Source organism: Agrobacterium sp. 719_389 (genome assembly GCF_900188475.1).
Lineage (GTDB): Bacteria > Pseudomonadota > Alphaproteobacteria > Rhizobiales > Rhizobiaceae > Agrobacterium > Agrobacterium radiobacter.
The window spans coordinates 607,910-622,562 of record NZ_FYEM01000001.1 but is presented as its reverse complement, the minus strand read 5'-3'; the positions used below and the strand labels follow the sequence as shown (position 1 = coordinate 622,562).

The 14,653-nt window shown below is 59.8% G+C and carries 15 protein-coding genes; 13 read left to right on the top strand and 2 right to left on the bottom strand.

From position 1 onward, the window contains the following. The first annotated feature begins 9 nt into the window (after positions 1 to 9). Positions 10 to 948 carry an AEC family transporter gene (locus CFB10_RS03030; RefSeq protein ID WP_020012811.1) on the top strand — a complete coding sequence of 313 codons (939 nt, stop codon included), beginning with the start codon at positions 10 to 12 and terminating at the stop codon, positions 946 to 948. Here CFB10_RS03030 and CFB10_RS03025 read toward each other — a convergent pair. Next, positions 932 to 2,140: a UbiH/UbiF family hydroxylase gene (locus CFB10_RS03025; protein WP_020012810.1), complete on the bottom strand. Its 1,209-nt coding sequence runs from the start codon at positions 2,138 to 2,140 to the stop codon at positions 932 to 934. The two genes, CFB10_RS03030 and CFB10_RS03025, sit on opposite strands and share 17 nt — an antisense overlap. Positions 2,141 to 2,349: 209 nt before the next feature. On the opposite strand from CFB10_RS03025, the gene pcsA reads away from it, so the two are divergent. The 12 genes from pcsA (at position 2,350) to CFB10_RS02965 (ending at position 14,355) form a co-directional block, all read left to right on the top strand. Then, positions 2,350 to 3,075, top strand: a complete 726-nt coding sequence (gene pcsA / locus CFB10_RS03020) for a phosphatidylcholine synthase (RefSeq protein WP_026364151.1) — start codon at positions 2,350 to 2,352, stop codon at positions 3,073 to 3,075. A gap of 212 nt (positions 3,076 to 3,287) precedes the next feature. Then, the gene (locus CFB10_RS03015) at positions 3,288 to 4,847 is read left to right on the top strand and encodes an ABC transporter ATP-binding protein (RefSeq protein WP_020012808.1); all 1,560 of its coding nucleotides are present in this window, start codon (positions 3,288 to 3,290) and stop codon (positions 4,845 to 4,847) included. After that, a complete protein-coding gene (locus CFB10_RS03010) occupies positions 4,837 to 5,928 on the top strand; it encodes an ABC transporter permease (protein ID WP_020012807.1) in 1,092 nt (363 codons plus the stop codon). Before CFB10_RS03015 ends, CFB10_RS03010 begins: the two co-directional genes overlap by 11 nt. Next, entirely contained in the window at positions 5,928 to 6,848 is a 921-nt protein-coding gene (locus CFB10_RS03005) for an ABC transporter permease (protein ID WP_026364150.1), read from the top strand. Before CFB10_RS03010 ends, CFB10_RS03005 begins: the two co-directional genes overlap by 1 nt. 35 nt (positions 6,849 to 6,883) lie before the next feature. Further along, positions 6,884 to 7,957 (top strand): BMP family ABC transporter substrate-binding protein, encoded by a 1,074-nt coding sequence (locus tag CFB10_RS03000; RefSeq protein ID WP_003508013.1) that lies wholly within the window; start codon positions 6,884 to 6,886, stop codon positions 7,955 to 7,957. Between the two features lie 212 nt (positions 7,958 to 8,169). Further along, positions 8,170 to 8,907: a FadR/GntR family transcriptional regulator gene (locus CFB10_RS02995; RefSeq protein ID WP_020012805.1), complete on the top strand. Its 738-nt coding sequence runs from the start codon at positions 8,170 to 8,172 to the stop codon at positions 8,905 to 8,907. Between the two features lie 222 nt (positions 8,908 to 9,129). Next, positions 9,130 to 10,491: a bifunctional UDP-N-acetylglucosamine diphosphorylase/glucosamine-1-phosphate N-acetyltransferase GlmU gene (gene glmU / locus CFB10_RS02990; protein WP_026364149.1), complete on the top strand. Its 1,362-nt coding sequence runs from the start codon at positions 9,130 to 9,132 to the stop codon at positions 10,489 to 10,491. Between the two features lie 204 nt (positions 10,492 to 10,695). Further along, positions 10,696 to 12,522, top strand: a complete 1,827-nt coding sequence (gene glmS, locus CFB10_RS02985; RefSeq protein ID WP_020012803.1) for a glutamine--fructose-6-phosphate transaminase (isomerizing) — start codon at positions 10,696 to 10,698, stop codon at positions 12,520 to 12,522. Beyond that, positions 12,519 to 13,022: a GNAT family N-acetyltransferase gene (locus CFB10_RS02980; RefSeq protein WP_020012802.1), complete on the top strand. Its 504-nt coding sequence runs from the start codon at positions 12,519 to 12,521 to the stop codon at positions 13,020 to 13,022. The genes glmS and CFB10_RS02980 overlap by 4 nt, the downstream gene beginning before the upstream one ends. A gap of 13 nt (positions 13,023 to 13,035) precedes the next feature. Then, on the top strand, positions 13,036 to 13,704 hold the full coding sequence (locus CFB10_RS02975; RefSeq protein ID WP_020012801.1) for a DUF502 domain-containing protein: 669 nt from the start codon (positions 13,036 to 13,038) through the stop codon (positions 13,702 to 13,704). Positions 13,705 to 13,822: 118 nt separating this feature from the next. Next, on the top strand, positions 13,823 to 14,068 hold the full coding sequence (locus tag CFB10_RS02970) for a CopG family ribbon-helix-helix protein (protein WP_026364148.1): 246 nt from the start codon (positions 13,823 to 13,825) through the stop codon (positions 14,066 to 14,068). Further along, positions 14,065 to 14,355 (top strand): type II toxin-antitoxin system RelE/ParE family toxin, encoded by a 291-nt coding sequence (locus CFB10_RS02965; protein WP_020012799.1) that lies wholly within the window; start codon positions 14,065 to 14,067, stop codon positions 14,353 to 14,355. The genes CFB10_RS02970 and CFB10_RS02965 overlap by 4 nt, the downstream gene beginning before the upstream one ends. A 20-nt stretch (positions 14,356 to 14,375) precedes the next feature. Here CFB10_RS02965 and CFB10_RS02960 read toward each other — a convergent pair whose 3' ends face one another. Further along, positions 14,376 to 14,648 carry a hypothetical protein gene (locus CFB10_RS02960; protein WP_020012798.1) on the bottom strand — a complete coding sequence of 91 codons (273 nt, stop codon included), beginning with the start codon at positions 14,646 to 14,648 and terminating at the stop codon, positions 14,376 to 14,378. Positions 14,649 to 14,653 lie beyond the last annotated feature (5 nt).

Here is a 14,653-nt window from a genome sequence, read left to right as displayed (position 1 = left end):
GGAAACACAGTGACCGATATCGTCGGATTGCTTTTGCCGTTTTTCGGGCTGATCTTCATCGGTTATGGTGCGGCGCGCCTAACGAAACAGCCGGTCGAGGCGATGGGCTGGCTGAACACATTCATCATCTATGCGGCGCTTCCGGCGCTGTTTTTCAAGCTGGTGTCGAAAACGCCGGTTGAAGAGCTGGCGCGCATGGATTTCGTCGCGGCCAGCCTCGCCTGCACCTATGGCATTTTCTTGGCTGTGTTCCTGATCGGCCGGTTCGTGCGGAAAAACAGCCTTGCCGAAACCACGATCCAGAGTTTTGCGGCCAGCTACGGCAATATCGGCTATATGGGGCCGGGCCTTGCGCTTCTGGCGCTTGGCGAGAAGGCGGCGGTGCCCGTCGCGCTGATCGTCTGCCTTGAAAACGCCGCCCATTTCATCGTCGCCCCGGCGATGATGGCGGTTGCGGGCGGCGACAAGCGCTCTCCGGCGAGGCTTGCGCTGGATGTGGCGCGCAAGGTCATCACCCATCCCTTTATCGTGTCGGTGATCGCCGGTTTTCTCGCCGCTTCGCTGTCATGGCAGCCGCCGGAGGCGGTGCAGCGGCTGGTGGATTATCTGGCGCAGTCGGCGGCGCCCTGCGCATTGTTTGCCATGGGCGTGACGCTGGCGCTTCGGCCGATGAAACGGGTGCCGGTGGAAATCAGCTATATCGTGCCGGCAAAGCTGATCCTGCATCCGCTCGCGGCGTATCTCGTGCTCTCGTCGCTCGGGCGGTTCGAGCCGGTGTGGATCTATTCGGCCGTGCTTTTGGCCGCGCTGCCGACCGCGACGAATGTTTTCGTCATCGGCCAGCAATATCACGTCTGGCAGGAGAGGGCGTCTGCGACGATCCTGATTTCGACGGTTCTGTCGGTCTTCACGCTGACCGGCGTGGTTTATTTTATCCAGCCTTTTTGAAGCTGCCGAATAAAAGCGAGGGCAGGGCCTTCAGCCCGCGTCCGGGCTCGATGCCTTCGCGCATGACCATGCTTCGGAGCGTGCCGATTCCCGAGAGCACGTGCAGGCCCGCCGCGCGCGCCATCTGCACCGGCAGGAGATCGGAAAGCAGGGAGCGGTTCAGGAGATCGACGCTCAGCGTGCGGCTATAGACATCCGCCCGCCGCCTGCGGTCGAAGCTGCTGCCCGCATCGGCCGCAATCGGCCGGTCGGAGACCGCGCCCAGCAGTTCCGTCAGCGCGATGATGTCGCGCAGGCTGAGGTTCAACCCCTGCGCGCCGATGGGCGGAAAACCATGTGCGGCCTCGCCGATCAGGGCAACGCGGCCCTTGCCGAAGCGGTGCGCCGTCATTGAAGAGAGCGGCCAGGCCTGCACGCTGTCCTCGACGGTGACCGCGCCCAGCATGGATTGCATGCGCTCCTCGACCCGGAGGCTGAGTGTTTCCAGCGGCAGCGCCGTCAATTCCTCTGCCTGTTGCGGGGTAACGACCCAGACGAGACTGGATCGGTTGCCGGGCAGGGGAACCTGGGTGAAAGGACCGGTTGGCGTGTGGAATTCCGTCGAGACATTGCCATGCGGCCGGCTATGACCGAAGTTCAAAACAATGGCTGTCTGCGGATAGGACCAGGATTTGACGCCGATGCCGGCCGCATCCCGCACCATCGACTTCCTGCCATCAGCGCCGATGAGGAAATCGGCCGAAAGCGTTTCGCCGTCCGCAAGCGTCACCGATACGCGGTCATTGCCGATGTCTATCGTTTCTGCCGTGGCGTCAAGGCGGGTAATATTGTGTTCCTGCCCGACAGCTTCGCTGAGAACATCGAGCAGCGCCTCGTTGGGAATGTTCCAGCCGAAGGCATCAAGCCCGATTTCGGAGGAGCGGAACTGCACGGTCGGCGCGCGCAGCAGGCGCTCGGTGCCGTCGATGATCTGCATGGTGGAAAGGCGTGCGGCTGATGGCGCGATTCGTGACCAGAGGCCGAGACGGTCCATGAAGCGGATGGACTGGTCCATCAGCGCCGTGGTGCGCTGGTCCTTCCTTTCGCTCGAGGGTGCAATGAGCGCCACGTGGCGGCCCGCCCGCGCCAGCGCGATGGCCGCGATCTGGCCCGCAAGTCCCGCACCTGTTATGGCGATATCGAAGTGTCTCATGGTCCTGATCCGTTGTTATTTCCAAAGCATCATAATGGCTTTGCGCGGGTAAATCCACTTCGGCTCCGGAACATCCGGTTGCGAAGATTCGTTGGTCGCCCTGTTATATTAGTCTTAGGATAAGCGGATTGAGCCGGTTGCAAAGCGTGATGAATGGCCGCATACCGGAATAAGCAGGGCGGATGAAAAACGGGGCGCAGACGCTGACCATGAAAATTTTCAACTACAAGCGTGTTCCCTACGCGGAAATCCGCGCCTTTTCCGTTCATATGCTTACGGCTTCCGGTTCGTTTCTGGCCTTTCTCGGCGTCGTTGCCGCGGCTGAACACCGTTTCGTCGACATGTTCTGGTGGCTGGGGCTTGCGCTTCTGGTTGACGGTATCGACGGACCCATCGCCCGTAAGGTTCGGGTGAAGGAGGTTCTGCCCAACTGGTCCGGCGATATGCTCGACAATATCATCGACTACGTCACCTATGTGCTCTTGCCCGCCTTTGCGCTCTACCAGAGCGGCATGATCGGCGAGCCGCTGTCCTTCGTGGCGGCCGGCATGATCGTGGTGTCGAGCGCCATCTATTATGCCGATATGGGCATGAAAACGGACGAATATTTCTTCTCCGGCTTTCCGGTGGTGTGGAACATGGTGGTGTTCACCCTGTTCGTCATGGACGCCAGCGCAACGACGGCCATGATCGTCGTTACCGTCTCGGTGTTCCTGACATTCCTGCCGATCAATTTCCTGCATCCGGTGCGGGTGAAGCGGTTGCGGCCGCTCAATCTGGCTGTCGTGTTCATCTGGTGCGCGCTTGGCGGTTATGCGCTGCTGAGGCACTTCGAAACCCCGAGCTGGGCCGTGGTCGGCTTCGTGGCCAGCGGCATCTATCTTTATTGCATCGGTGGCATATTGCAGTTTTTCCCCTCGCTCGGTGCGAAATAAGAAAAAGGTAAAGCCGTTTATTGCTTGTGCAAATCGCATTTAAGCGGCTTCTTTTTCAGTTGTGCGCAGCAGCAAAACCGTTATCAATAAGTCTTGATTGGATGAAATTGCATACGCATTGACGTCCGATTGGGAACAATGACCGCGATCGTTAGAAACGCCTCGAAGAAGGCATGGATGGTCGGTGAGAGAGGGAACTCGTGACTGGAACTTTGGCGCCGGAGGCCGTGCCTCTCCTGTCCGTTCGCAAGCTGACCAAGCTGTTCGGCAATTTCGCCGCCTGCAACGGTATTGATCTCGATATTGCGCCGGGCGAAATCCACGCACTTCTGGGTGAAAACGGTGCGGGCAAATCCACGCTCGTCAAGATGCTGTTCGGCGTTCTCGCACCCACCGAGGGTGATATTGTCTGGCAGGGCCAGCCGGTTTCCGTCGGTTCGCCAAGTGAGGCGCGCGAGCTCGGCATTGGCATGGTCTTCCAGCATTTTTCCCTGTTCGAGGCGCTGACGGTCGCTGAAAACATCGCACTGTCGCTCGACCCTAAAATTTCACTGAAGGAAATCGCCAGGGAAGCGGAAACGCTATCGCGGGCCTATGGCCTGCCGCTCGATCCCTATGCGCATGTGGCCGATCTTTCGGTTGGCGAGCGCCAGCGGATCGAGATCGTCCGCGCCCTGCTGCAGAACCCGCGCCTCATCATTCTCGATGAGCCGACCTCGGTGCTGACGCCGCAGGAGGCCGACAAGCTGTTCGAGACGCTGGCAAAGCTGAAGGCCGAAGGCCGTTCGGTGCTTTATATCAGCCACCGTCTGGAAGAGGTGCAGCGCATCTGCGACCGCGCCACCGTCCTGCGTCACGGCAAGGTGACCGGCGCCTGCGATCCGCGCAAGGAAACGCCGGCATCTCTGGCGCGTATGATGGTCGGCAGCGATGTTGCAAGCGTTTCGCGCCCGACGGGCGAGGCGCTCGGGCAACCGCAGATCGAGGTCATGGGGCTTTCGGTCGCGCCACGCACGCCTTTTGCCGTGGCGCTGAAATCGATTTCCATGCAGGTGCGCGCCGGCGAGGTGCTGGCGATTGCCGGTGTGGCCGGAAACGGGCAGGGTGAGTTGTTCGATGCGCTTTCGGGCGAATATCCGGTCTATAATAACGACGCCATTCACCTGCGCGGCAAGCCCGTCGGTCGCATCGGCATCAATGGCCGTCGCCTGATGGGTGCGGGTTTTGTGCCGGAAGAACGCCACGGCCACGCCGCCGTTCCCGGCATGAGCCTTTCCGACAATCTGCTGCTGGCGCGGGCGCGTTCCGACCGCAAGGCGTTTCTGACCGGCGGTTTCCTGCGCATCGTCAGGGGTTCGGCGATCAGGGCGGCGGCGCGGCGCATTTCCGAAACGATGGATGTGCGCAAGAGCGGGGCTGATCCGCTGGCCGGATCGCTTTCCGGCGGCAACCTGCAGAAATTCATCGTCGGGCGCGAGCTTGATCGTCAGCCGACCGTGCTTGTTGTCAACCAGCCGACCTGGGGCGTGGACGCCGGTGCTGCAAGCCGCATTCGCCAAGCGCTTGTCGATCTCGCCAAGGCGGGCTCGGCCGTCATCGTCATCAGCCAGGATCTCGACGAAATCTTCGAGGTCGCCACCAATATCGCGGTCATTTCCGATGGCAAGCTTTCTGAGGCTCATCCGGTAGAAGAGATGACGCTTGAAAAGATCGGCCTTTTGATGGGCGGCATTCACACGTCACATTCAGGAGCGGCCCAGCATGCGCATTGAACTGGAAAAACGCGCAGGGGTCTCCCGGATTTTCACCCTTCTTTCGCCGCTTCTGGCGCTTGTGCTGACGCTGCTTGTCGGCGCCGTCATGTTCGCCATGCTCGGCAAAAATCCGGCTCATGCACTTTACGCCTTTTTTGTTGAACCGCTGCTGGAAGTCTGGTCGTTGCACGAGCTTGCGATCAAGGCCGCACCGCTGATCCTGATCGGCGTTGGCCTGTCGATCTGTTATCGCTCCAACAACTGGAACATCGGCGCGGAAGGGCAATTCACCATCGGCGCGATCACCGGCTCCATTCTGCCGGTGCTTTATCCCGACTGGCATTCGCCGATGCTCCTGCCGCTGATGCTGGTGATGGGCGCCATCGGCGGCGCGCTTTATGCGGGAATTCCCGCACTTTTGAAGACGAAGTTCAACACCAACGAAATTCTCGTCAGCCTGATGCTTGTTTATGTCGCGCAGCTGTTTCTCGACTGGCTGACACGCGGCATCTGGCGCGATCCGGGCGGCTACAACTTCCCGCAGACCAAGCCCTTCAACGATAGCGCCGTCTTGCCGGAGATGCTGGCATCGGGCCGGGCGCATTGGGGTTTCGTTTTCGCCATCGTCGCGGCAATCGCGCTGTGGTTCATGATGCGCTACATGCTGAAGGGCTTCGAGGTCACGGTTCTCGGCCAATCGGCGCGGGCAGGGCGGTTCGCCGGTTTCTCGTCGAGCCGCATGGTGTGGTTTTCGATGCTGCTGTCAGGCGCGCTGGCAGGGCTTGCGGGCATTTCGGAAGCTTCCGGCTCCATCGGCCATCTCCAGCCCAGCATTTCTCCGGGTTATGGTTTCACCGCCATCATCGTCGCCTTTCTCGGTCGTCTCAACCCGCTCGGCATCATCCTCTCCGGGCTGGTGCTGGCGCTGACCTATCTCGGCGGCGAGGCGGCGCAGCTTTCGATTGGTGTGTCTGACAAGGTGACGCGCGTGTTTCAGGGGCTGATGCTGTTCTTCGTGCTGTCCTGCGATACGCTGATCTTCTATCGCATCCGGGTCGTCTTCACCGGCAAGGCGCATAACAATCAAGGAGCGGCATGATGGATATGCTTCAGGCCATCCTCCTCACCGTCATCACCGCCGCCACGCCGCTGGTTATCGCCACCTCCGGCGAGCTGGTGACGGAGCGCTCCGGCGTCCTCAATCTCGGCGTCGAGGGCATGATGATCATGGGTGCGGTATGCGCTTTTGCGACCGCCCATATGACGGGGTCTCCCTATCTCGGCATTCTGGCCGGCATCGCCTCCGGCGCGCTTTTCTCGCTGCTGTTCGGCTTCCTGACGCTGACGCTCGTCACCAACCAGGTGGCGACCGGTCTCGCGCTAACAATTTTAGGTCTTGGCGTCTCCGGCATGCTGGGCGAAAGTTTCGTCGGCCTGCCCGGCGTCAAGCTGCAGCCCATCGTCTTTCCGGTGCTGTCGGAGATACCCTTCATCGGCCCCTTGCTGTTCCGGCAGGATCTGATCTTCTACATGTCCGTCGCGCTGGTTTTCGGCACTGGCTGGTTTCTGTTCAAAAGCCGCGCGGGCCTGAAAATCCGCGCTATCGGCGACAGTCACGCTTCCGCCCACGCGCTTGGCATCAACGTCATCCGCACACGTTATCTGGCTGTGATGTTCGGCGGCGCCTGTGCCGGTCTTGCCGGAGCGCAGCTGTCGCTCGTCTATACGCCGCAATGGGTGGAAAACATGTCGGCCGGGCGCGGCTGGATTGCGCTCGCGCTCGTCGTTTTCGCGTCATGGCGTCCATGGCGGGTTCTGGCGGGCGGTTATCTGTTCGGCGCCGTCTCCATCGGGCAATTGCATGCGCAGGCATTCGGTATCGGCGTGCCGTCGCAACTGCTTTCGGCGCTACCTTACCTTGCAACTATTGTCGTGCTGGTCATCATCTCGCATAATCGCCGTACGACCTTGATCAATACACCGGCATCCCTAGGCAAATCCTTCGTGCCGGACAGGTGAAGCATTCTCACGTCTCCAAACCAACAGGGGTAAAAATGAAAAAACTGGTCATCGCACTTGCCGCTTCCATCGCGGCGCTTGGAGGCGTTGTTTCCTCCGCTGAAGCCGCCGACGCCAAGAAGGTCTGCTTCATCTATGTCGGCAGCCGCACCGATGGCGGCTGGACGCAGGCGCATGAAATCGGCCGCGAAGAGCTGCAGAAGCACTTCGGCGACAAGATCGAAACGCCGTTCCTCGAAAGCGTTCCGGAAGGCCCGGATGCCGAACGCGCCATCGAGCGCATGGCCCGTTCCGGCTGCGAACTGGTGTTCACCACCTCCTTCGGTTTCATGGATGCGACCGTGAAGGTCGCCCAGAAGTTCCCCAAGGTGAAATTCGAGCACGCCACCGGCTTCAAGACCGCTGAAAACGTTGCGACCTACAATTCGCGCTTCTATGAAGGCCGTTACATTCAGGGCCAGATCGCCGCTAAGATGTCGAAGAAGGGTGTCGCCGGCTACATCGCGTCCTTCCCGATCCCGGAAGTGGTGATGGGCATCGACGCCTTCGTTCTCGGCGCGCAGTCCGTCAATCCCGAATTCAAGGTCAAGGTCGTCTGGGCCAACACCTGGTTCGATCCCGGCAAGGAAGCCGATGCCGCCAAGGCGCTGATCGACCAGGGCGTCGATATCCTGACGCAGCACACTGACACCACCGCGCCGATGCAGGTTGCAGCGGAACGCGGCATCAAGGCCTTCGGTCAGGCTTCCGACATGATCAAGGCCGGTCCGGAGACGCAGCTGACCGCGATCAAGGACACCTGGGGCGCATATTACATCAAGCGTACGCAGGCTCTTCTGGACGGCACCTGGAAGTCCGAATCCATCTGGGACGGCCTGAAGGACGGCATCCTGACCATGGCGCCCTACACCAACATGCCTGATGACGTGAAGAAGATGGCCGAGGAAACCGAAGCCAAGATCAAGTCGGGCGAACTGCACCCCTTCACCGGCCCGGTGAAGAAGCAGGACGGTTCGGAATGGCTGAAGGCGGGCGAAAAGGCTGAAGACAAGGTTCTGCTCGGCCTCAACTTCTACGTTGCCGGCGTGGACGACAAGCTGCCGCAATAATGCGGATTATCTATTCTTATTGAGGCAAGGCCGCACATGTGTCATGTGCGGCCTTGCTTATTTTCATGCGTTTTACTGCATGGATGAAGTTTGCCTTTGCTTTTCACGCAACTTGATGTTTTTCACTATAATCTGACTTGAGATACACACGTCTGGCGCGATTTTTTCGAGATCGCCAACCGCACGGAAGGATATGGCACTTGCAGCGCGGAATGCTCGATGCGGCGATCGGTTTTCGAAAGCTGCGGACAAATCATGCACAGGTCGTTCACAAGCTCGGTCTCGATATCGTCTCCGGCACCTTCAAGACGGGTGACATCCTTCCCGGTGATGCCGAGCTGATGGAGCGGCTGAAAGTGTCGCGCACAGTGCTGCGCGAAGCGATGAAGACGCTCACCGCCAAGGGCATGATTTCCCCCAAGGCGCGTATCGGCACCCGGGTGACCGAGCGCGAGAGCTGGAACATGTTCGACAGCGAAGTGCTGCTATGGCATTTCGAGGCGGGCGTCAGCGATGAGTTTCTGCTGCATCTCTATGATATCCGTCAGGCTTTCGAACCCTATGGCGCGGGACTTGCCGCTATCAGGGCAAAGGACGGCGATATCGCCAAGCTAGCCGCCTATGCCAACGAGATGGGCAACACGGCCTATTCCAAGGAAAAGCGCGCTCTTGCGGATATGAACTTCCATGTGCTCATCACCGAAATGTCGGGCAACCCGTTCATGCGCACCGTCGGTTCGCTGATAAAGGCGGCTCTGGTGGGCATTTTCCGGATGAGCAACCCGGACACCGATCCCAATGAGATTTCCGATGTCTCCGCCTCTCACCTGAGGCTCGTCGAGGCGTTTCGCCTGCGCGATGAGGCAGCGGCGCGCCGTGAAATGGAAAGGCTGATTGAAAACGGCCGCCAGCAGGTGCTGGAATTCACTGCCCGCAATACCCCACGATAACTCAAACTGCGGGAGCGGGATGCGACCCTCTCCCAATCACGTTTGATGAAAATCGGTGCGGAAATTTGGTGCAGATTTGCATGGTTTCTTAAGTGGGCCGCCGTTATAGCAATTCCGGAATGAAATTACCGATGCGCCCGTTCGTTTGCCGGACGGCGTGAAGTCAAACATATGCCGCCGTCCTGGCCGCCATGCGGCCGGTGACAGGGTGTTGGAGGTCTTATGGAGCGCAGCTCTCTAGCCATTATTCTCGCAGCGGGCGACAGCACGCGCATGAAATCGTCGAAGTCCAAGGTGCTGCATCCGGTCGCCGGGCGTCCGATGATCGCGCATGTGGTGGAGGCGGTGGCTGGATCTGGCGTCGGCACGGTGGCGCTGGTGGTCGGGCGCGATGCCGACAATGTCACCGCGGCCGCAAGCATGAAAGGCATTCAGGTCGAAGCTTTCCTGCAGACGGAACGCAAGGGCACCGGCCACGCGGTTCTTGCCGCACGTGCTGCCCTTGAGCGCGGTTTCGATGATCTCATCATTGCCTATGGCGATGTGCCACTTATCACCTCCGCAACGCTCGACCGGGCGCGTGAGGCGATTGCCGCCGGCGCCGATGTGGCTGTCATCGGTTTCCATACCGATCGCCCGACCGGTTACGGCCGGCTTCTGGTCGAGAATGGCGAACTTGTCGCGATCCGCGAGGAAAAGGACGCCACGGACGCGGAGCGCAAGGTCACCTGGTGCAATAGCGGCCTGATGGCCATCAACGGCCGCAACGCGCTGGACCTGCTCGACCGGATCGGCAACAGCAATGTGAAGGGCGAATATTATCTCACCGACGTCGTCGAGATCGCCCGCTCTCTCGGCCGCCGCGCCGTCGCCATCGACGCGCCGGAAGCCGAGTTGGTCGGCTGCAACAACCGCGCCGAACTCGCCTTTATCGAGAAGCTCTGGCAGGAGCGCCGCCGCCACGAATTGATGGTGGACGGCGTTTCGATGATTGCCCCCGAAACCGTCTTCCTCTCCTTCGACACGAAGATCGCTCAGGATGTTCTGATCGAGCCGAACGTCGTCATCGGTCCCGGCGTCACCATCGAGCCGGGCGCCGTCATCCACGCCTTCTCGCATCTGGAAGGGGCCCATGTCGCACAAGGCGCGGCCGTTGGTCCCTATGCGCGGTTGCGTCCGGGTTCAAACCTGCATGCCAATTCCAAGGTGGGCAATTTCTGCGAGGTCAAGAAGGCGGAGATCGGCGAGGGCGCCAAGGTCAACCATCTGACCTATATCGGTGACGCCTTTATCGGTGCCGGCAGCAATATCGGCGCGGGCACCATCACCTGCAATTACGATGGCTACAACAAGGCTGAAACGCGCATCGGTGCGAACAGTTTCATCGGCTCGAACTCGTCGCTGGTTGCTCCTGTCACCATTGGAGAGGGGGCCTATATCGCCTCCGGCAGCGTGATTACCGATGACGTGCCTGATGATGCGCTGGCGTTCGGGCGGGCGCGGCAGGAGATGAAACCGGGCCGGGCGACCGTTGTGCGCGAGCGGGCAAAAGCGCTGAAGGAAGCGAAGAAAAAGTCCTCTTAGATGACGTTACCGAGCGATACCGAAAGTGACCGGCGGCGTAATTGCCGATTTCAGGGAAACGGTTAAAGCATTTCCAGTAAAAGTGTGCAGCGGTTTTACGTCCGGAAATGCGTCAGAACAAAAAGGTGAAGTATTTTCGCATTTCAGGGAAATGCGAAAATACTCTGAAAGTTTCGGCGAAGAGATCGCCGTCTGGAGAAATATATGTGCGGAATTGTCGGAATTGTCGGAACCCAGCCCGTTGCTGAACGGCTTGTCGATGCGCTGAAGCGTCTCGAATATCGTGGTTACGATTCGGCGGGTGTCGCCACCATCGACAATGGCGCGATGGACCGCCGCCGTGCGGAAGGCAAGCTGTTCAATCTGGAGACGCTGCTTTCGCAAGAGCCGCTGCCGGGTGTCGTTGGCATCGCGCACACCCGCTGGGCGACCCACGGCGTTCCGAACGAGACCAATGCCCACCCGCATTTCGTCGATGGCGTTGCCGTCGTCCATAATGGCATCATCGAAAACTTCGCCGAACTGCGCGAAGAACTGAGTGCCGAAGGGGCGACCTTCACCACCCAGACCGACACCGAAGTGGTGGCGCAGCTTCTGGCGAAATATACCCGCGAGGGTCTCGGCCATCGTGAGGCGATGCTGAAGATGCTGAACCGCGTCACGGGCGCCTACGCGCTGGTGGTGATGTTCAAGGACGATCCCGACACGCTGCTTTCGGCGCGTTCCGGCCCGCCGCTCGCCGTCGGTTACGGCCGTGGCGAAATGTTCCTCGGATCGGATGCCATCGCGCTCTCGCCCTTCACCAACGAAATCACCTATCTGGTGGATGGCGACTGCGCCATCGTGACCCGTCAGGGTGCTGAGATCATCGATTTCTCCGGCAAGCCGGTGAAGCGCGAGCGTCAGATTTCGCAGGCGACGGCCTTCGTGGTCGACAAGGGCAACCATCGCCACTTCATGGAAAAGGAAATCTACGAGCAGCCGGAAGTCATTTCCCACGCGCTCAGCCACTATGTGGATTTCGCCTCCAAGACCGTGAAGCAGGCTGACACGGCCATCGACTTCGCCAAGCTTTCCGGCCTTGCCATTTCCGCTTGCGGCACGGCCTATCTGTCCGGCCTGATCGGCAAATACTGGTTCGAGCGTTATGCGCGCCTGCCGGTGGAAATCGATGTCGCCTCGGAATTCCGTTACCGCGAAATTCCGCTCGTTCCTACGCAGGCTGCGCTGTTCATTTCGCAATCGGGCGAAACCGCCGATACGCTGGCGGCCCTGCGTTATTGCCAGCAGGAGGGGCTGAAGATCGGCGCGGTGGTCAATACCCGTGAATCCACCATGGCGCGCGAATCGGACGCGATCTTCCCGATCCTCGCCGGTCCTGAAATCGGCGTTGCCTCCACCAAGGCTTTCACCTGCCAGCTTGCCGTGCTCGCTTCGCTTGCCGTTGCCGCCGGCAAGGCGCGCGGCACGATCACACCACAGCAGGAAACCGAGCTGGTTCGCCATCTCACCGAGATGCCGCGCATCATGAGCAAGGTTCTCAACAGCGTCCAGCCGCAGATCGAAGCGCTGTCGCGCGATCTGTCGCGTTTCAAGGACGTGCTTTATCTCGGACGCGGCACCAGCTTCCCGCTGGCGCTGGAAGGCGCGCTGAAGCTCAAGGAAATTTCCTATATCCACGCCGAAGGTTATGCCGCCGGCGAGCTGAAGCATGGGCCGATCGCGCTGATCGATGAGAACATGCCCGTCATCGTCATTGCGCCGCATGACCGCTTTTTCGAAAAGACCGTTTCGAACATGCAGGAGGTCGCCGCGCGTGGCGGCCGCATCATCTTCATCACCGACGAGAAGGGAGCCGCCGCTTCCAAGCTCGACACCATGGCGACGATCACGCTGCCCAATGTCGATGAGCTTATTGCGCCGATGGTCTTTTCGCTGCCGATCCAGCTGCTCGCCTATCACACTGCCGTCTTCATGGGCACGGATGTGGACCAGCCGCGCAATCTGGCGAAATCGGTAACGGTGGAATGATCATCCGGCCGGAGCGGCAGGGCGACGAGGAAGCGATCGCTCGCGTTACGGAAGATGCCTTCCGTGACGCCGAGCACAGCAGCGGGACAGAACAGCTGATCGTCGGGCGGCTGCGGGACGCCGGCGCACTGACGGTTTCACTGGTGGCGGAAGACAGCGAAGGCGTCATCGGCCATGTCGGCTTCTCGCCGGTGACGCTGTCGGGCGGCGAGACCGGCTGGTTCTGCCTCGCGCCGCTCTCCGTGACGCCGGAAAGACAGGGAGAAGGTGTCGGTTCGCGGCTGGCGCGTGAAGGGCTTGCCGCACTGGAGCGGCTGAGTGCTGCCGGCTGCGTCGTTGTCGGTGATCCCGCCTATTACGGTCGCTTCGGTTTTCACCATGTTGAAGGGGTGGGTGCGGAAGGGATTCCTGACGAATATTTCACAGTTCTTCGCTTGCATGGTGGAACTCCATCCGGCATTGTCGGTTTTCATCCGGGTTTCGATGGCGACAACGCTTAATTCCGAACGGTAAATGACCGATATTCCAGTCAAAATTTCATTCGCAGCCCGCCTGCGCAATAGTTTCCTCACGGGCGTTCTGATCCTTGCGCCCGTCACCATCACCATGTGGCTGGTGTGGAGTTTCCTGCAATGGGCGGATAGCTGGGTGAAGCCCTATATTCCGGCCCGTTACGATCCCGAGCAATATTTCGATGTGGCAATCCCCGGTTTCGGCCTGCTGATCGCCGTCATTGGCATCACGCTCATCGGCTTTCTCGGCAATAACCTCATCGGCAAATGGATTTTCGGCGTTGGCGAATCCATCCTCAACCGCATGCCGCTAGTGCGGCCGATCTATAAGAGCATCAAGCAGCTGTTCGAATCCGTCCTGAAAGAGCATTCGAACTCCTTCAAGAAGGTCGGCCTGATCGAGTTTCCATCGTCAGGCACCTGGGCCATGGTCTTCGTCGCCTCCGAGGCCAAGGGTGAGCTTGCTCACCGTTTCAACGAAATGGGCCAGCAGATGGTCGCCGTCTTCCTGCCGCCCACACCGGTGCCGACAGCCGGCTTCCTGCTCTTCGTGCCGAAAGACAAGATCGTGATGCTGGACATGACACCTGAAGATGCGGCGAAACTGCTGATTTCCGGTGGCTTGGTGGCGCCCGATTTCACGCCGCCCAAGATGATCGCGCCGGTTTGAAGGCATTCGCGAGGCGCTAGATTCATCCCTCCATTCTCAAGGAAGGATGAGAAACCATGCGGTTGACGAACCAACGTGGTTCACCAATAATCACAGTGAACCAAGAAGGGTTGCGATCATGACTGCATTCACGGTGCGTCTGCCTGATGAGGTTGCCGACAAACTCGACCAATTGGCTGAAAAACTTGATCGGTCACGATCCTATATGGCGGTGCGGGCGATTGAGGACTTTGTTGCACGAGAGGAGTGGCAACTTGCCGAGATCGAGGCGGGTGTAGCGGAAGCCGATCGCGGCGAGTTCGGGACGCCTGAGGATCTCGCAAACATTGTCGGGAAATATGTAAAATCCACCCGGCCGTCATGAGTGACCGGAGAATTCTCTGGACCTTACGGGCGCTGCGACGGCTCGATGAAATTGGCGCGCATATCGAAAAGGACAACCCGGCTGCAGCAGCCCGTGTGATTTCCCGCATTGTTTCGGCGGCCGACATGTTGGTGGAACAGCCGGCAATGGGACGGGTCGGGCGTATCAAGGGAACACGGGAAGCTGTGCTTCCCGACATTTCCTATATTATCGCCTATCGTGTCGGCCAGGATATCGAAATCCTGACGATCATCCATACCTCGCAGCGATGGCCTTCGGCGCTCTAATAATCTTTCATATCAGTCGATCAATCCTCGTCATCAAGATCATCCACTTCCGTCCCCGCATTGGTCGCGTGGAATACGGGAACGAAAAGCCGCATATAGACCAGCCGCACGCTCCAGCCTGCCTCCAGCGCCTCGCTCCAGGCCTTTTTGCGGCCGGGCTTCTTGAACGCCTTGCCGATCGCCTTTTTCTGACTCTTCGCAAATGTCTCGGGTTGCAGGATGTTCTGCGGCGAGCATAGCGCGTAGCCCTTGCGGAAGGCGGGTGGCGGGCGGCGGGGGTCGATCATGTTCATGGCAG